This is a genomic window from Streptomyces sp. NPDC045998 (assembly GCF_056430285.1).
Map to the genome: position 1 here is coordinate 467909 of NZ_JBWKLJ010000001.1, position 15836 is coordinate 483744.

General features: G+C 74.4%; 17 protein-coding genes. 5 read left to right on the plus strand and 12 right to left on the minus strand.

The genetic code is table 11. The features are described from left to right. Window positions 1–27: 27 nt before the first annotated feature. Window positions 28–351 carry a hypothetical protein gene (locus AC07FJ_RS02060; RefSeq protein WP_479044300.1) on the minus strand — a complete coding sequence of 108 codons (324 nt, stop codon included), beginning with the start codon at window positions 349–351 and terminating at the stop codon, window positions 28–30. Window positions 352–591: 240 nt separating this feature from the next. Between AC07FJ_RS02060 and AC07FJ_RS02065 the strand changes: the two genes are divergently transcribed. Beyond that, window positions 592–762 carry a hypothetical protein gene (locus tag AC07FJ_RS02065; RefSeq protein ID WP_479044302.1) on the plus strand — a complete coding sequence of 57 codons (171 nt, stop codon included), beginning with the start codon at window positions 592–594 and terminating at the stop codon, window positions 760–762. Window positions 763–787: 25 nt separating this feature from the next. Then, window positions 788–1033 (plus strand): DUF2277 domain-containing protein, encoded by a 246-nt coding sequence (locus tag AC07FJ_RS02070; RefSeq protein ID WP_479044305.1) that lies wholly within the window; start codon window positions 788–790, stop codon window positions 1031–1033. Here AC07FJ_RS02070 and AC07FJ_RS02075 read toward each other — a convergent pair. The 5 genes from AC07FJ_RS02075 to AC07FJ_RS02095 all read right to left on the minus strand — a co-directional run bounded on the left by AC07FJ_RS02075 (window position 1005) and on the right by AC07FJ_RS02095 (window position 6785). Next, entirely contained in the window at window positions 1005–1589 is a 585-nt protein-coding gene (locus AC07FJ_RS02075; RefSeq protein ID WP_479044307.1) for a DedA family protein, read from the minus strand. The genes AC07FJ_RS02070 and AC07FJ_RS02075 overlap by 29 nt on opposite strands. A 64-nt stretch (window positions 1590–1653) precedes the next feature. Beyond that, complete coding sequence (locus AC07FJ_RS02080; RefSeq protein WP_479045244.1) at window positions 1654–2145, minus strand: DoxX family protein; 492 nt, start codon at window positions 2143–2145, stop codon at window positions 1654–1656. Window positions 2146–2252: 107 nt separating this feature from the next. Further along, window positions 2253–4154 carry an FAD/NAD(P)-binding protein gene (locus tag AC07FJ_RS02085; RefSeq protein WP_479044309.1) on the minus strand — a complete coding sequence of 634 codons (1902 nt, stop codon included), beginning with the start codon at window positions 4152–4154 and terminating at the stop codon, window positions 2253–2255. A gap of 237 nt (window positions 4155–4391) precedes the next feature. Next, window positions 4392–6041: an alkaline phosphatase D family protein gene (locus AC07FJ_RS02090; protein WP_479044311.1), complete on the minus strand. Its 1650-nt coding sequence runs from the start codon at window positions 6039–6041 to the stop codon at window positions 4392–4394. Window positions 6042–6128: 87 nt separating this feature from the next. After that, window positions 6129–6785 carry an HNH endonuclease family protein gene (locus tag AC07FJ_RS02095; protein WP_361415142.1) on the minus strand — a complete coding sequence of 219 codons (657 nt, stop codon included), beginning with the start codon at window positions 6783–6785 and terminating at the stop codon, window positions 6129–6131. 212 nt (window positions 6786–6997) lie between these two features. Between AC07FJ_RS02095 and AC07FJ_RS02100 the strand changes: the two genes are divergently transcribed. Together AC07FJ_RS02100 and AC07FJ_RS02105 are read left to right on the plus strand one after the other, a co-directional pair. Further along, a complete protein-coding gene (locus AC07FJ_RS02100; RefSeq protein WP_479044313.1) occupies window positions 6998–7756 on the plus strand; it encodes an ABC transporter permease in 759 nt (252 codons plus the stop codon). A gap of 240 nt (window positions 7757–7996) precedes the next feature. Next, window positions 7997–8581: a TMEM165/GDT1 family protein gene (locus tag AC07FJ_RS02105; protein WP_403549960.1), complete on the plus strand. Its 585-nt coding sequence runs from the start codon at window positions 7997–7999 to the stop codon at window positions 8579–8581. Between the two features lie 61 nt (window positions 8582–8642). Here AC07FJ_RS02105 and AC07FJ_RS02110 read toward each other — a convergent pair whose 3' ends face one another. After that, window positions 8643–9332, minus strand: a complete 690-nt coding sequence (locus AC07FJ_RS02110) for an HAD-IA family hydrolase (RefSeq protein ID WP_479044316.1) — start codon at window positions 9330–9332, stop codon at window positions 8643–8645. A 209-nt stretch (window positions 9333–9541) separates the two neighbouring features. Further along, on the minus strand, window positions 9542–10612 hold the full coding sequence (locus AC07FJ_RS02115; protein ID WP_479044319.1) for a peptidoglycan-binding domain-containing protein: 1071 nt from the start codon (window positions 10610–10612) through the stop codon (window positions 9542–9544). Window positions 10613–10798: 186 nt separating this feature from the next. Here AC07FJ_RS02115 and AC07FJ_RS02120 point away from each other — a divergent pair, with 186 nt between their 5' ends. Further along, the gene (locus AC07FJ_RS02120; RefSeq protein ID WP_479044321.1) at window positions 10799–12874 is read left to right on the plus strand and encodes an MFS transporter; all 2076 of its coding nucleotides are present in this window, start codon (window positions 10799–10801) and stop codon (window positions 12872–12874) included. Window positions 12875–12886: 12 nt separating this feature from the next. Here AC07FJ_RS02120 and AC07FJ_RS02125 read toward each other — a convergent pair whose 3' ends face one another. From AC07FJ_RS02125 to AC07FJ_RS02140, 4 genes are all read right to left on the minus strand, one after another. Continuing rightward, entirely contained in the window at window positions 12887–13873 is a 987-nt protein-coding gene (locus AC07FJ_RS02125; RefSeq protein WP_479044323.1) for an NAD-dependent epimerase/dehydratase family protein, read from the minus strand. Between the two features lie 69 nt (window positions 13874–13942). Then, the gene (locus AC07FJ_RS02130) at window positions 13943–14434 is read right to left on the minus strand and encodes a GNAT family N-acetyltransferase (RefSeq protein ID WP_479044326.1); all 492 of its coding nucleotides are present in this window, start codon (window positions 14432–14434) and stop codon (window positions 13943–13945) included. Window positions 14435–14436: 2 nt separating this feature from the next. Continuing rightward, window positions 14437–15126, minus strand: a complete 690-nt coding sequence (locus tag AC07FJ_RS02135) for an O-methyltransferase (protein WP_479044328.1) — start codon at window positions 15124–15126, stop codon at window positions 14437–14439. A 67-nt stretch (window positions 15127–15193) separates the two neighbouring features. Then, the gene (locus AC07FJ_RS02140; RefSeq protein ID WP_479044331.1) at window positions 15194–15595 is read right to left on the minus strand and encodes an aggregation-promoting factor C-terminal-like domain-containing protein; all 402 of its coding nucleotides are present in this window, start codon (window positions 15593–15595) and stop codon (window positions 15194–15196) included. Window positions 15596–15836 lie beyond the last annotated feature (241 nt).

The following is a 15836-nucleotide window of genomic DNA, read 5'->3' on the forward strand; positions in this document are numbered from 1 at the left end:
CACGGGCGGAGCCCCGCGCCGCCGCGATCAGACCGTGGCCGCCCGCACCACCGCCAGGAGCATCAGCACGAGGGGCGGCGCGAGCCACCACCGGCTCAGCACGCGGCGCCGCGAGGGCAGCAGGGTGAGGAGGACGGCCCAGAAGCCGAGGAACAGGACGAAGAGGCAGACGGCGTCGATGCCGGCGTAGGCGCCGTCGTCCCAGACGCCCTGGGGCTGGGTGCGGTAGGCCGCGAAGCACAGTCCCGCCATCAGGACGTCGAGGATCACCAGGGGGACGCCGACGAGCCAGCGCAGCGGCGTGCGGTCCCCCTCCGGGTCGTAGGGCAGGTGCGGCAGGTCGGGCTTCACTCGGCGCCGGTCCTCGCTCCGGGGATGCGCCCCCGGCGGTCGCACCATGATCGTCGCATCCGCCCACCCTAAGCCGCCCGCGCGCCGCCCGTCGCCGCCGTCGCGCACGCGACCGCCCGGCCCGCGTGCGCGACGGAGCGTGCCGTGGCGGCATCGGGTGCGCGCCCTGCCGGAGCGGAGGGGGAGGTTCCACGCTGACGGAGGGGGACCTTGGCGTCGGAGAGGCAGGAGGCGAGAGTCATGGCTCGTACGCAGACCCCGTGCGGTGCGCCGACCAAGAACGGCGGCACGTGCAGGCGGCTGGCCATGGTCGGGGTCGCGCGGTGCAACCTGCACCGAGCGGACTGGGCCACGTACCCGGTCGAGCGCTTCAGGGAGGAGCAGCGGGAACGGGAACGCCGCGGCGGCTGAAGCGGCGCGGGGGCAGACTGGAGGCATGTGCCGCAGCATCAAGACCCTCCGCCCGCCCGCGCTCTCCCACGAGGCGACCGGCGAGGACATCCGCGCCGCCGCCCTCCAGTACGTACGCAAGGTCTCCGGCTTCCACGTCCCCGCCGCGCACAACCGCGAGGTGTTCGAGCGGGCCGTGGAGCAGGTCGCCGAGGCGACCCGCGCGCTGCTGGACGACCTCGAGGTGCGCGGCTCCGGGAGCCCTAGGAAGCAGGAGCAGGGCGCCGCATGACGTAGGCCGCCAGGCTGCCGGCCAGGGCGAGCGCCACGGCCGAGACCGCCACGGCCGTCCAGGTGGCGCCGAGCCACTGGCCGCCGAGGTAGCCGAGGCCCACGCTGTACGTCGCCCAGACGACGCCGGCCAGCGCCGACCACGGCAGGAACTCGCCGGGTTCGCGGCGTGCCGCGCCCGCGCCCAGGGAGACCACCGAGCGGCCCGCCGGGGCGAAGCGCGCGAGGACGACGAGGAGGCCGCCACCGCGGGCCAGCGCCGCGCCGAGACGTTCCTGCGCGGTGGTGAGGCGGCGCGAGCGGGCGATGGCCCGGTCGAGGCGGGCGCCGCCGCGTCGGGCCAGGGCGTACGCCGCGAGGTCGCCGGCGAGGGAGGCGGCCGCCGCGCACAGCGTCAGGGTGAGCAGGGAGCCGGTGCCGGTGGCGGCGGCGGTGGCGGCCGTGACGACCAGGACGCCGCTCGGCAGGACCGGCAGGAAGACGTCGAGGACGACGGATGCGGCGACGGCCGCGTAGATCCATGGGCCGGCGGTCAGCGACCCCACGCTTTCGAGCACTTCACTCCCCGGTCCCGCGCCGCAGGGCGGCTGCACAGGCCCAGAGCGTACGCCCGGCGGGGTGTCAGGCGGCGACCGGGTCGCCCTTCTTGTCGCGCTCGTCCGCGCCCGCGCGCGCCTCCGTCGTGCCGAACTCCTCCGCCACGGCCGCGGACCCGCGCGAGGTGAAGAGCGCGTCCAGGGACAGCGCGCCCGGGCCCGTGAACACCAGCAGCAGGAGCGCCCAGCAGAAGAGCGCCGAAGCCTCGCCGCCGTTCTCCAGCGGGAACAGGCCCATGGGCTGGTGGACCGCGAAGTACGCGTACGCCATCGAGCCCGAGGCGAGGAAGGCGGCCGTCCGCGTGCCCAGGCCGACCAGTACCAGGGCGCCGCCGACGAGCTGGATCACCGCCGCGTACCAGCCGGGCCAGGCACCGGCCGGGACGGTGCCGCCGCCGACCGCGCCGCCGAGGACGCCGAAGAGCGAGGCGGCGCCGTGGCAGAGGAAGAGCAGGCCGACGACGACGCGGAACAGGCCGAGGGTGTAGGGGCGGGCCTGGTCGAGGCGGTCCGTCAGCGTGGACGTGGACGTGGACCTGGACGTGGGGGTGGACGGGGGCGTGGACACGGGTGCGGGCATGGGGGAACTCCTGTTCGGCGGGGACGTACCGATGAGACCCCAGGTTAGGTCGCCCTCACCATTGCTTGCAACTTCAACAATCGGACTGTGTCAGGTCGCGCGGCGGCCTGCAGCGCCGCCCGCGCCACCGCGTCCGCGTCCGACAGGGTCACCGAGTCGACGCCCGGCCGGGCGCCCGCCGCCGTGACCCAGTGCACCCCCTCCGTCGGCACGCCCACCGCGAACCGTCGCGGATGCACCCGCCCGTGACGGTCGATCAGGCGGTACGGGCGCGGCGTGACGTCCAGGCCGCCGGTGTCGTACCCGTCGACCACGTGCGTACGGCACGCGCCCGTCGCCAGCAGGTCCGCGAGGAGGGCGTCGCCGGTACGGCGCAGGTCCGGCTCGGGCAGCCGCGCCTCGATCAGGGCGGTCGCCGCCACGGCCGAGCCGGGCACCTCCGGTGACTCCGCGACGAAGGTGCCGGCCTCGGTGCGGACGCGCAGGCGCGGGCCGACCACCTCCAGCACCCCCGCCTCGACGAGCGCCGCCATCTCCTCGATGCGGCGGCGCGGCGGGCCGATGGACAGGAAGGCGTTCAGCGGCGTGTACCAGCGGTCGAGGTGGTCGCGGCGCGACGCGCCCGACAGGCCCGCGTGGTCCACGATCTGCCGCAGCTCGTTGCGGATGTCGCGCAGCACGTCCAGCGCCGCCTTCAGCGGGCCCGTGACATTGCCGAGCGCCGCCTGGGCGGCGTCCCGGCGCAGGTACGCGAGCAGCCAGGCGCGGTGTTCGACCGGCGAGCGGAACGTTTCGTCGCCGTACGGGCGCGCGAGCCGGTCCCAGCACCAGCGGTCGGCCGCGGCCACGCCGTACGCGTCCAGGGCCGCCTCCGGGTCGTCCAGGTAGCGGGTGCGGAACCCGGGGGCGGTGGTGCCCGAGCGGGCCGGCAGCAGCTTCTCGTAGTACGCCGTCTCCACCTCGCGCGCCACCAGCGGCCAGACCTCGGCCAGGAAGTCCGGCGGATCGCCCGCCTCCGCCCGCTTGCGGAACGTCTCGATGACGTCCGGCGTGAGCAGCACCGGCTCGTGCCGCTCCGACGCGCCCTTCTCGTTGTCGCCGCGCGCCTGGTACGGCACACCGCGCCGTGACCCCGCGTACAGGCGCGGCTCGCGCCCCGATGGGCGGTACACCAGCCCGGAGCCCGAACCGGTCCGCTCGAAGGTGCCGCCGCGGCCCTCCGTCAGCAGCGCCATGTGGTCGAAGAAGTTGAGGCCGAGGCCGCGCAGCAGCACCGGCTCCCCGGCCGCGAGGCCGGAGAGGTCGAGGTCCGCGGGGTTGGCGGGCGGGAAGTAGCGCAGGCCGTGGCGTTCCGCGTACGCGCCCAGCTCCGCCTCCGTCCGGCCGGCGGCCGACGGCAGGTGGCCCTGCGCGAGGACGACCGCGGCGAGGCCGGTCAGCACGGTGCCGTCGTCCAGCTCCAGGGTCTGCGGTCCGTCGGGGCCGTCGGGGCCGTCCGTCAGGCGCACGGCCCGGGCCCGGTGCACCCGTACGGTCACCTCCGGTGGCGCCTCGCGCACCGTGCGCGTGAACGCCCACTCCAGGTAGGCCCCGTAGCAGGCGCGCGTCGGGTAGTCGTCGGGGCCGAGTCCGTACGAGCGGGTGGCGGCCCACTCGTAGAGGCTCGGCCCCCGGCGTATCGGGCCCTCGCAGCGCACGCTGTCGTCGGTGAAGACGGTGACCTGGGAGGCGACCGTGTTCATCAGCAGCTCGGCGGGCTGGTCGGTGCGCCAGACGCGGCCGGCGCCCGGCGGGGCGGGGTCGACGACGTGGACCGTCAGCGGGGCTCCGGGGGCCAGCTCCGGCACGGAGGCACAGAGCCTCTCCAGTACCGACGTACCGCGGGGGCCGGCGCCGACCAGGGCTATGGCAGGGGTGAGTGCGGGCGGAACGGGCGAGACGAACAAGGCGCGGACTCCCCAGGCAGGCGGGTGCGGCAAGCGGAACGCTCATCATGCCGGTGCCGCCGCCCCCACCGAAGCCTTGGTGAGAGCTTCACTGTCCGCTGTGTGCGGGATCGTGACATGCCTGTACGGGACATTCACCGGACGTTCACAGGCGTGGCGGCGCACCCTTACGCGTCACGCGTCATGCGTCAGGCCCCACGCGTCACGCGTCACGCGTCACGCGTCAGGCCCCACGCGTCAGGCCCCACGCGTCACCGCTTCCTCCTGGACGGTCACCAGCCCGCCCCCCTCCCGCGCGTGCTCCAGCCGCAGCCGCGCCGAGCGCCCGCGCAGCGTCAGCGTCATCAGCTGGTTGCCGAACCACGGCCCGCCCGTGCGGCGCCAGTCGACCACCGGGCGCGGCGCCCGCCCGTGGCGCCGCAGCACGTGCCCGAGCACCCGCCCCGCCCCGCTCCAGCCGAAGCGGAATCCCCAGCGCAGCGAGCCCGGGATGCGGTTGTGTACCGGCGAGCAGGTCAGTTGCAGCACCCGGGAGCGCGGCGCCGCCTCGCGCCACACCGGCTCGGCGACGTACGCGTGGTGCACGTCGCCCGACAGCACGCACACCGTCGCCGGGGCGTCCGGCCCGCTGCCCGCCTCCGCCAGCAGCCGCGCCAGCCGCTCGAACGACTCCGGGAACGCCGACCAGTGCTCCAGGTCCGCCTTCCGGCGCACGGCCTCCGAGAACCGTGCCCAGCGCGCCCCCCGCTCACCCCGGCACAGCGCCGCGTTCCAGCCCTCCGCGTCGTGCATCAGGGGCGGCAGCAGCCACGGCAGCGAGGTGCCGATCAGCAGGTGGTCGCAGGCGGCCCGGTCGGCCAGCGCCTCGTCGCGCAGCCACCGCTCCTCCGCCTCGTCGAGCATGGCCCGCCGCCGCTCGTCGAGCACCCGGCCCGCCCGGGTGTCCACCATCAGCAGCCGCGTCCGCCCGAAGTCCCGCCGGTAGCTCCACCGCACGCTCGCCGGGTCCTCGTCCGCGTCCGCCGCGAACCGCCGCAGCACCTCGGCCCCGTCGGGCGCCGCGCGCACCGCCGCGTACAGCGGGTCGGCGTCCAGTTCGTCGGGGGAGAGGTTGCCGAGGTGCTGGTAGACCCAGTACGACATCAGCCCACTGAGGATCCGCTCCCGCCACCACCCCGTGCGGCGCATGTCGGCGACCCAGGCGGCGCTGGTGTTCCAATCATCGACCACGTCGTGGTCGTCGAAGATCATGCAACTGGGCACGGTGGACAGCAGCCAGCGCACGCCCGAGTCCTGCCAGGACTCGTCGTAGAGGTAGGTGTACTCCTCGTAGTCCGCCACCTGGTCCCCCGGCGGCTCGCGCAGGTCGCGGCGGGCGCCCAGCCGTCGGCGCGTGGCGGCGGACGTCTCGTCGGCGTACACCTGGTCGCCGATGAGGAGCAGCACGTCGGGGCGCTCGGCGGTGGGGTCGGCGGCCAGGCGGGCGGCGAGCTTGTCCAGCGCGTCCGGGCCCACCGGGTCCTTGCCGTCGCCCGGCGGCGCGGACCAGCGGCACGAGCCGAAGCAGATCCGCAGCGGGTCGGTGCCGCCCGCGCCGGGCGTGGTGATGGTGCTCGCCGGGTACCGCGCATCGGCCGGCGGCCACACCCGGTGGCCGTCCAGCAGCACCTCGTACGGGGTCGTGGTGCCGGGCGACAGGCCGGTGACCTGGACCAGCGCGTAGTGGTGGCCGGCGACCCGGAAGGTGCGGGTCTCGCCGCCGGCGCCGTCGGCGCAGCGGACCTCGGCCGTGCAGGGGCGGTCCGTCTCGACCCAGACGGTGGCGCGGCCGCCGCCGTTCCAGTCGACGTACCGCAGTACCGGCCCCAGTCGTAGTCCGGCTGCCATGTGCGGCCTCCTCGCCCGGCGTCCTCCGTCGCCCCGTACCCCCTACGGTACGGAACGACGGAGGCCCGGTGTCGGCGGTCCCGCGGTTCAGCAGCCGTTGAGGACCGACTGCAGCGCGCTCTTCTCGGCCGTGTCCACGCTGAGGTTCCAGTGGTGCTTCACGTGCACCCACATCCGGGCGTACGTGCAGCGGTACGCGGTGCGGGGCGGCAGCCACTCGGCCGGGTCGAGGTCGCTCTTGGCCTGGTTGACGTCGTCGGTGACGGCGATGAGCTGCGGACGGGCGAGGTCGTTGGCGAACGCCTGCCGCTGCGAGGTCGTCCAGCCGCTGGCGCCCGAGCGCCAGGCCTCGGCGAGGGCGACGACGTGGTCGATGTCCAGGTCGGACGCGGCCTTCCAGGTGGCGCCGTCGTACTCCGAGTACCAACTCCCGCTGACCGCCGCGCAGGAGGAGTCCTGGACGACGTTGACGCCGTCGCGCTTGAGGACGACCTCGCGGGTGTTGCAGGTGCCGGACTGGGTGCTCCAGTGCGGGAACAGGTCGCGGCTGTAGCCGCTGGAGGAACCTTCCGCCCGGACCGTGAGCTGACCCAGGTACGTACGGGCGGTGGCCGCGCTGATCGGGGTCGGCGGGGCGGCCTGGGCGGTGGGGGCGGTGGCCAGCACGCCGGTGGCGGTGAGGGCGGCGGAGGCGGTGAGCAGGGCGGTTCGACGGGCTATTCGACGCGCGTAGACACCGGACAGGGCACCGGACAGGACACCGGACATGGGTGACTCCCTTGGGATGTGGGGGTGTTGGCCGCACGCCCGTTCGGGCGCTCGGTCATCGTGGTGGCGCCAGGTTTCCCCGGGGGATGCGCCGGGTTACAGAGTGGCGACGTGTGCACGTCACATCAAGAGGTGTGCCCGGTTTCTGACGTCCCGGCACCTGCCTTGTCCGGCTTTAGGGTTGACGTGTGCTGCTGCCCGTCAACGCCACGTTCGCGGCTGTTCTGGCCGTCCTGCTCGCCGTCGCCGCCACCGTCGTGGCCGTCGCCCGGCTCCGGCCGCCGCGCGACACCGTCACCGCGGGCGTCCGGGCGGCGGTGCAGCTCGCCGCCGTCTCGTTCGTCATCGGCTGGGTCGTCCGGGCCGTGCCCCTGCTGTTCGCCTTCCTGCTGCTGATGTACGCCGTCGCCGTACGCACCGCCGGGCGCCGCGTCACGCCCAACGGCACTTGGTGGTGGGCGGCCGTGCCGATCGCCGCCGGGGTCGTCCCGGTCGTCGCGGCCCTGCTGCTCACCGGGCTCGTACCGGTCAGGGGCATCGCGCTGATCCCGGTCACCGGCATCCTCATCGGCGGCGCGCTCACCGCGACCGTGCTCGGCGGGCGCCGCGCCCTGGACGAGCTGGCCACGCGCCACGGCGAGGTGGAGGCGGGGCTCGCGCTGGGGCTGCTGGAGCGTGACGCCCGGCTGGAGGTCGCGCGGGCGGCGGCGGCGGACGCCCTGCTGCCGGGGCTCGACCAGACGCGGACGGTGGGGCTCGTCACCCTGCCCGGCGCCTTCGTGGGGATGTTGCTGGGCGGCGCGGCGCCGCTGGAGGCGGGGGCGGTGCAGGTGTTCGTGCTGGTGGGGCTGATGGCGGTGCAGGCGGTCGCGGTGGCGGCGGTGCTGGAGCTGATCGCGCGCGGGAAGCTGCACCGGGAGGAGCTCCGCGAGCGGCCCCCGGGGTGAGGATCCCGTACCCTGGACGGAGCAGAAGGGGAGTAGCTCTTCGCCGGAACGTCGACATACTGCTGGGCCACGCGCCCGGCCGGCGCCCGGAGGCGGCCTCGTCAGGGGCCCGCCAGCGAGACCTTCGGCAACAGCAGTGCCATGAACATGCCCGACATGCCCATGGTGCCGCCGTGCCGAAGCGACCCCTGACACGTCTCTTCTCGGTGCGGCGGTGCCCGACCGATTGAGGAACCATCCGTGCTCAGCCTCACCATCACGGCGATCACCTTCGGCGTCGTCTTCCTCGCCGAGCTTCCCGACAAGACCGCGCTCGCCGGGCTCATGCTGGGCACGCGCTACCGCGCCTCCTACGTCTTCGCGGGCGTCGCCGCGGCCTTCGCCGTCCACGTCGCCCTGGCCGTGGCCGCCGGCAGTGTGCTGACCCTGCTGCCGCACCGGCTGGTGCAGGCGCTGGTGGGCGTGCTGTTCCTCTGCGGAGCGGCGGTGCTGCTGCTGAAGAAGGACGACGGGGACGAGGAGAAGATCAAGGCCCCGGCCGACCAGTCCTTCTGGAAGGTCTCCGGGGCGGGCTTCATGCTGATCCTGGTCGCGGAGTTCGGCGACCTGACGCAGATCATGACCGCGAACCTCGCCGCCCGCTACGACAGCCCGCTCTCCGTCGGCCTCGGCGCCGTCCTGGCCCTGTGGGCGGTCGCCGGAATCGGCATCCTGGGCGGCCGCACGCTCATGAAGTACGTGCCGCTGCGGCTGATCACCAAGGTCGCCGCCTGCCTGATGCTGGCGCTGGCGGGCTTCAGCCTGTACGAGGCGCTGGCGCCGTAGCCCGCCGGGCGACGGGCCGTGAGCGCGGACGGCGATCCGGCCGCCGACCGCCGCCCGACTCCTACGCCGTGAACCCCGTGATGTGGAGGCGGATGGTGCCGTCGGCGCCGTCCGCCTCCACGCGTACGTGCGACAGGTCCGGTACGAGGGCGTCGGGGGCGAAGGCGCCCGCGCGCGGGCCCACGCCCACCACGCGCATCCCGGCGGCGCGGCCCGCGGCGATGCCCGCCTCGGAGTCCTCGAACACCACGCAGTCGGCCGGGTCGAAGCCCAGCTCGGCGGCGCCCTTGAGGAAGCCCTCCGGGTCCGGCTTGCTCGCGCCCACGCGCTCGGCGGTCACGCGCGTGTCCGGCATGCGCAGGCCGGCCGCGCCCATCCGGGCCCGGGCGAGCTTCTCGTCGGCGGAGGTGACGAGGGCGTGCGGGAGTGCGGCGATGGCGTCCATGAAGGCGGGTGCGCCGCCGATGGGCACGACGCCGTCGAGGTCGGCGGTCTCCTCGGCGAGCATGGCGCGGTTGTCGGCGTGGTTCTGCTCCATGGGCCGGTCGGGCAGCAGGACGGCCATGGTCGCGTAGCCCTGGCGGCCGTGCACCACCTTGAGGGCCTCCTCGGGGTCCAGCCCGTGCCGGAGCGCCCAGCGGCGCCAGCAGCGCTCCACCACGGCGTCCGAGTTCACGAGGGTGCCGTCCATGTCGAGCAGGAGGGCCCGGGTGGTCAGGAGGGTGGTGGCGGGCGCGGCGGGCGTCGTCATGGAAGGACTCCACGGAAGCAGGGGGCGCGGACGCGATACGAGACCGCATGAAGGGGTTCGAGCGGCATGAAGCAGCACAAAGCGGTACGAAGTGGCCCGCCCGCCGGTCAGGGAGTACGGGCGGGACCACTTTGTTCCTCGACGATACAAAACAAAGCAGCCCCAGCGCCAGCCCGGGGTTCCCGTCAGTGCCTCAGCGCCTCAGCGCCTCAGCGTCCGGTGGTCTCCGATTCCAGGGCCCGGCGGGTCGCCGGCCCGTACACGCCCCAGTCGTCCTCCTCGATGGCGCGCGCCCACTGGTAGCGGTACACGCCCTCCTCCACCGCCTCGTTGTAGCGGCCGTTCATGGGGCCGTCGTACAGCCCGGCCTGGCGCAGCCGGTACTGGAGCTCGCTGACCTCCGGGCCCCGGTCGCCGCGGCGCAGGGTCGGCGCCTGCTCGGGCTCCGGTTCGGGTTCCGGATCCGGTGCGGCGGGGACCTGGCCGTTGGTGCGGGCGGGCGAGGGGCGCCCGCCGCCGCCCGGGCCCGACGCGCCCGGGGCCGTGGCGGAGGACGCTCCCGAGGGCGTACCGGCGGACGCGGAAGCGGAGGCCGAGGCGGAGGCGGACGCCGACGGGGACGCGGAGGCGGAGACGGAGGGCGACGCCGAGGCCGTACCGGCCGCGGAGCCGGACCGGAGGGTGGAGACGGAGGGGGCGGTGGACGGCCCGTCCGGCAGGGCGCTGGGCCAGGCCGGCGCGCTCACGTCGAGGTCGGGCAGGACGCGGTCGGACTCGTCGTCCCCCTCGAACAGGCCGCTCGCGAGCGTGGCCACGCACGCCACCGCCACCACGGCCACCGCCGCGCCCAGCGCGGTGCGGGAGCTCCCGGCCCGGGTCCGGCGCCGTTCGCGCTCGTGGGCCCGGGAGCGGCGCGGCCCGAGGACCTGCTCGTCCCTCGGCACTTCCGCTTCCGCTTCCGTATCGGCTTCCGGTTCGTACGCCGGGGCCGGGGCCGGGGCGGCAGCCGGCGCAGCGTGCGGCGCCCAGTCGGGCTGCTCCTGCCCGCCGTACGCCGCGTACGTCTCGGCGTACGGCTCGGCGTGCGCATCGGCGTACGGCTGCGCATACGGCTCCGCGTACAGCGGCATCGCCGCCGTCGTCCCGGCGGCGTCATGGCCGGGCGTCGCGTCGAGGTTCACGTACGGGCCTATGCGCAGCTCGAAGCCGTCGGCGGCGCAACCGCACATCCCGCTGCCCGCCGGCGCCGTACCGCACTCAGGACACACCTGTCCCGTCAACGTGGGTCCCCTCCCCTTGAAACTGCCAGCGATTATGCAGCCACTTCCGGCCGCCGGAATCCGGCCGCGTCCCGTTCGGCAGGCCATAACGGGCCAGAACGCCCAGGATGGGAGAGGAAAGAGGGGGTACGCGACGGACCCGACCGACCGACCCACACCGGGAACAGGGACAGGGAGAGGATGTCGATGGCACAGGAAGTGAGCACCCCGGCCACCAGCCCCGGCCCCGCCCCGGGCGAGGGGCTCAGCCATCGCACCGTCCTGGTCGCGATCGGGGCCCTGCTGCTCGGCATGCTGCTGGCCGCGCTCGACCAGACCATCGTCTCCACGGCCCTGCCGACGATCGTCAGCGAACTCGGCGGCATGGAGCACCTCTCCTGGGTCGTCACCGCCTACATGCTGGCGGCCACGGCCGCGACGCCGCTGTGGGGCAAGCTCGGTGACCAGTACGGCCGGAAGAAGCTCTTCCAGTCCGCGATCGTCCTCTTCCTCGTCGGCTCGGCGCTGTGCGGCATTGCCCAGAACATGCCGCAGCTCATCCTCTTCCGCGCCGTCCAGGGCCTCGGCGGCGGCGGTCTGATGGTGCTGTCGATGGCGATCGTCGGCGACATCGTCTCGCCGCGCGAACGCGGCCGCTACCAAGGCCTCTTCGGCGCCGTCTTCGGCGCCACCAGCGTCCTCGGGCCGCTCCTGGGCGGGCTGTTCACCCAGCACCTGTCCTGGCGGTGGGTGTTCTACATCAACATCCCCGTCGGCATCGTCGCGCTCTTCGTCATCGCCGCCGTCCTCCACATCCCGGCGCGCCCCACCCGCCACACCATCGACTACCTCGGCACCTTCCTCATCGCCTCCGTCGCGACCTGCCTGGTGCTCGTGGCCTCGCTCGGCGGCACCACCTGGGAGTGGGGCTCGCCGCAGATCATCGGCCTCGCCGTGCTCGGCGCCGTGCTGCTCCTGTGGTTCGTCCGGGTCGAGAAGCGCGCCGCGGAACCGGTGCTGCCGCTGAAGCTGTTCCGGATCCGCACCTTCACGCTCGTCTCGGTCATCAGCTTCATCGTCGGCTTCGCGATGTTCGGCGCGATGACCTACCTGCCGACGTTCCTCCAGGTCGTGCAGGGCGTCTCGCCGACCATGTCGGGCGTGCACATGCTGCCGATGGTCCTCGGCATGCTGCTCACCTCCACCCTCTCCGGGCAGCTCGTCAGCCGCACCGGCCGCTGGAAGGTCTTCCCCCTCGCCGGGACGGCCGTCACCGCCCTCGGGCTGGTCCTCCTGCACCGGCTGGAGGAGACCAGCTCGGACGCGGAGATGAGCGTGTACTTCTTCGTCTTCGGCGCCGGCCTGGGCCTGGTCATGCAGGTCCTGGTGCTGGTGGTGCAGAACGCCGTCGGGTACGAGGACCTCGGCGTCGCCACCTCCGGGGCCACCTTCTTCCGCTCCATCGGCGCCTCCTTCGGCGTGGCCGTCTTCGGCACGGTCTTCACCAACCTGCTCACCGGCAGGCTGCGGGACGCGCTGGCCGGGCAGGAGCTGCCGCCCGGCGCCGGGCCCGACCAGCTCGCCGCCGACCCGCGCGCCATCGCCGAACTCCCGCCCGACCTGCGCACCGGCGTCCTGCACGCGTACGCCACGTCCATCACGGACGTCTTCCTGTACGCGGCGCCCGTCGTGCTCGTCGCCTTCCTCGTCGCGTGGCTGCTGAAGGAGGACCGGCTGCGCGGCTCGGTCACCGCGCCCGACGCCAGCGAGACCCTCGCCTCCAACCCGGTGACCCGGTCCTCGTACGAGGAGTGCGCCCGCGCCCTGTCGGTGCTCGGCTCCCGCGAGGGCCGCAAGGCGGTCTACGAGAAGATCACCGCCCGCGCGGGCCTGGACCTGCTGCCCGCCGCGAGCTGGCTGCTGCTGCGGGTCCGGCGGCACGGCACGGTCGAGCCCGGGCGGCTCGCCGACACCACGCCCGTCCCGATCAGGGCCATCACCGAAGCCGCCCGCCAGCTGGAGGAACGTCGCCTGGTACGCCGCGAGGGCCTCCAGCTGATCCTGACCGACGAGGGCGTGGACGTCGCCGCCCGCCTGGCACGCGCCCGCGAGGAGTCCCTCGCGGAGCTCCTCGGCGACTGGTGGGGCCCGGAACGGCCCACGGACCTCGTCCAGCTGGTCGAGCAGCTGACGGCCGAACTGTGCGGCTCCACCCGGGAGCGCCCCCGCTCCCCGGAGCCGCGCCGCAACCACGCGGCCCCGCGGGCGGCGCAGGGCGGCTGAGGAAGCCGACGGTCAGCCCAGGCGCTCCAGCAGCTCGCGCTCCCGCCCCGCGCTGAGGCCCGCGCGGCGGGTCCGGTCCAGGCCCTCCTCGCGTTCCCAGCGCAGGGTGTCGGCCAGCAGCTCCGCCCGGGGGCGGTGGCGGAGCCCCGCGGCCTGCGCCGCCGAGCCGTTCCGGGCCGACCAGCCCTGCCAGTCCGGGTCCACCAGCCACATCGGCAGCGACTCCTCGCCCATGTACTCGTTGACGCCCTGCGCGCGCAGCCACGCCGAATCGGCCGTGACGACCGGGCCGGTGTGGCCGCCGAGCGCGCGGGACAGCTCGATCCACTCCGCGAACGGAACGACCGGGCCGACGGCGTCGTACGTCCCCGTGCGCCCGCTCTCCGCCGAGTCGAGCAGCCAGGCGGCGAGGTCCCGTACGTCGACCGCCTGGGTGGGCAGGTCCGGGGCGTCGGGCACCAGCAGCGGGCCGTGCGGGTCGCGGGCGGCGCGGGCCACCCAGTAGCCGGTGCGTCCGGAGTGGTCGCCCGGGCCGCCGATCAGCCCGGCGCGTGCGATGAGCAGGCGGTCGCCCACGGCGGCCCTGGACGCCTGCTCGCAGGCGACCTTCGCCTCCCCGTACAGCGCGCGGTCGACCTCACCGCGGTCGGTCGGCGGGAGGAGGGCGGCGGACTCGTCCGCGTCCGGCTCGGCATGGGAGGCATAGGCGCTGATGGAGGAGACGTAGGCCCAGTGCCGGGCCCGGTCCCCCAGCGCCTCGAGCGCCCCCCGGACGAAGGCCGGCTGCCACGACACCTCGACCACCGCGTCCCACGCCCGGTCCTTCAGCGCTTCGTACGCCGCCGGGTCGCGCCGGTCGACGGCGACCAGCTCCGCCCCGGCCGCGGTCTTCCCGCTCTCACCGCGGGCCAGGCACGTCACCCGGTGACCGCGCTCGATCGCCTGCCGTGATATTTCCCGGCCCACCCATGCCGTTCCGCCCAGTACCAGAATGTCCATCCCGCCACCCAAGCACCGCTTCTCACGCGGGCCCGGCCTGTTTCGCCCTGGGCGGAGGGCCTCCGGAGATCAGCCGAGCTCCTTGCCGTACCAGATCTCCATGTACGGGCCCTCGCAGTACGCCGGGATCTCGCGGTACCCGTGGCGCGTGTACAGCGCGCGGGCCTCCACCAGGTCCAGGCGCGTGTTGAGGACCATGCGCGAGGCCCCCAGCTCGCGCGCGGCGGATTCCAGCGCGGCGAGCAGCAGGCCCGCGCCGCCGGTGCCGCGGAAGGCGGGCCGTATGAAGACGCGGGTCAGCTCGGCGCGCTCGGCGTCCAGCATCAGCACGCCGCCGCAGGCCGCCGGCTCCCCGGCCAGGCGGCCGACCACGAACCGGCCCGTCGGTGGCGTGAGCAGCTCCACACCGTCGCCCGCGAGGCCCTCGTCGATCTCGGCGGTGGTGGCGGGCCGGCCCCAGTAGCGGCTGGCGACCTCGTCGTAGTAGTCGCGCCGCAGCGCGGTGGCGTCGGCGGTGTCGTACCGCTCGTCCTCCATGGTCCACAGGGTCGTGGTCGTCATGGTCAGGCCACCACCCGGGCCAGCAGCATGCCGTCGTAGCCCTTCCGGCCGACGGTCTGCACCGCCGTGGCGTCCAGGCGCGGGTCGCGGGCGACGAGGTCGTACATCTCGCGGGTCCCGCGCACCGCCGGGTCGGTACTGGTCTCGTCGAGGATCGCGCCGCCGCGCACCGCGTTGTCCACGACGATGAGGCTGCCCGGCCGGGTGAGCCGCAGCGCCCACTCCACGTACCGCGCGTTGTTCTGCTTGTCGGCGTCGATGAAGACGAGGTCGAAGGGGCCCGCTCCCTCCTCGGCCAGCGCCGGCAGGGTGTCCAGGGCCGCGCCCGTACGCACCTCGGCGACGCCGTCGAGCCCGGCGTGCGCGAGGTTCGCCCGGGCGACGTCGGCGTGGACGGGGTTGTACTCCAGCGTGATCAGCCGGCCGTCGGCCGGCAGCGCGCGGGCCAGCCAGATGGCGCTGTAGCCGCCGAGCGTGCCGATCTCCAGGACGGTGCGCGCGCCCTGCGTACGGGCCAGCAGGTGCAGCAGCTTGCCGTCGGCCGGGGTGACGGCGATGGCGGGGAGGCCCGCGGCCTCGCTCGCGGCGAGGGCGGCGGACAGGGCCTCGTCCGGCGGCGCCAGCATGTCCGTGAGGTAGTCGGCCACGGCGTTCCACCGGACCTGCGGGTCCTGTGTCTGATCGTGTGTCATGGAGCCGAACGTACACGCGGGAAGGCCCCGGTGCGGGTGCACCGGGGCCTGTCCGAACCTGCTGGATTTAGTACCAGTGGTTGGCCTGCCAGAAGTTCCAGGCGCCACACGGGCTGCCGTAGCGGTCGTTCATGTAGTCCAGGCCCCACTCGATCTGGGTGGCCGGGTTCGTCTTCCAGTCCGCGCCGGCGGACGCCATCTTCGAGCCCGGGAGCGCCTGGACCAGGCCGTACGCGCCGGAGGAGGCGTTCGTCGCGGACGGGTTCCAGCCGGACTCGTGCTCCACGATCTTGCTGAAGCACTGGTACTGGCCCGCCGGGACCATCTTCTTGGCGATGTCCTGCGCGGAGGCGGCCGAAGCCGGGGCAGTCGTACCGAGCACCGCGCCGGTCGCACCGAGCAGCACGGCGGCACCGGCGGCGACGGACTTGTGGCGGGCGGAGAAACGGCTGGCGAGCGAGCGGAACACGTAGGAGACCTAACGTCGGGGACAGGGGGTGTCGCCCGGGCAGGCCGGTACCGCGCCAGGAGGGCGGGGGAGAGGCTGCCAGGGGCGCTGCGACCCGCTGCGATGCGAGCGGCGCCCGGCGACGTCCACCAGAGAAGCAGCCGCGGCGGGGGTGGTGCAACGCCCCCCGGTACTACCCGGCACCGGAGACGGAGGCCGTACGCCCCCGGGGCTCCGGAAGCCGTCCGCGCACGTCGCCACG

Bases quoted from the DNA above. Each gene is read 5' to 3' on its own strand.
- AC07FJ_RS02125 (WP_479044323.1), bottom strand. From the start codon at position 13,873: ATGGACATTCTGGTACTGGGCGGAACGGCATGGGTGGGCCGGGAAATA.
- AC07FJ_RS02090 (WP_479044311.1), bottom strand. From the start codon at position 6,041: ATGGCAGCCGGACTACGACTGGGGCCGGTACTGCGGTACGTCGACTGG.
- AC07FJ_RS02130 (WP_479044326.1), bottom strand. From the start codon at position 14,434: ATGACGACCACGACCCTGTGGACCATGGAGGACGAGCGGTACGACACC.
- AC07FJ_RS02070 (WP_479044305.1), top strand. From the start codon at position 788: ATGTGCCGCAGCATCAAGACCCTCCGCCCGCCCGCGCTCTCCCACGAG.
- AC07FJ_RS02110 (WP_479044316.1), bottom strand. From the start codon at position 9,332: ATGACGACGCCCGCCGCGCCCGCCACCACCCTCCTGACCACCCGGGCC.
- AC07FJ_RS02135 (WP_479044328.1), bottom strand. From the start codon at position 15,126: ATGACACACGATCAGACACAGGACCCGCAGGTCCGGTGGAACGCCGTG.
- AC07FJ_RS02065 (WP_479044302.1), top strand. From the start codon at position 592: ATGGCTCGTACGCAGACCCCGTGCGGTGCGCCGACCAAGAACGGCGGC.
- AC07FJ_RS02120 (WP_479044321.1), top strand. From the start codon at position 10,799: ATGGCACAGGAAGTGAGCACCCCGGCCACCAGCCCCGGCCCCGCCCCG.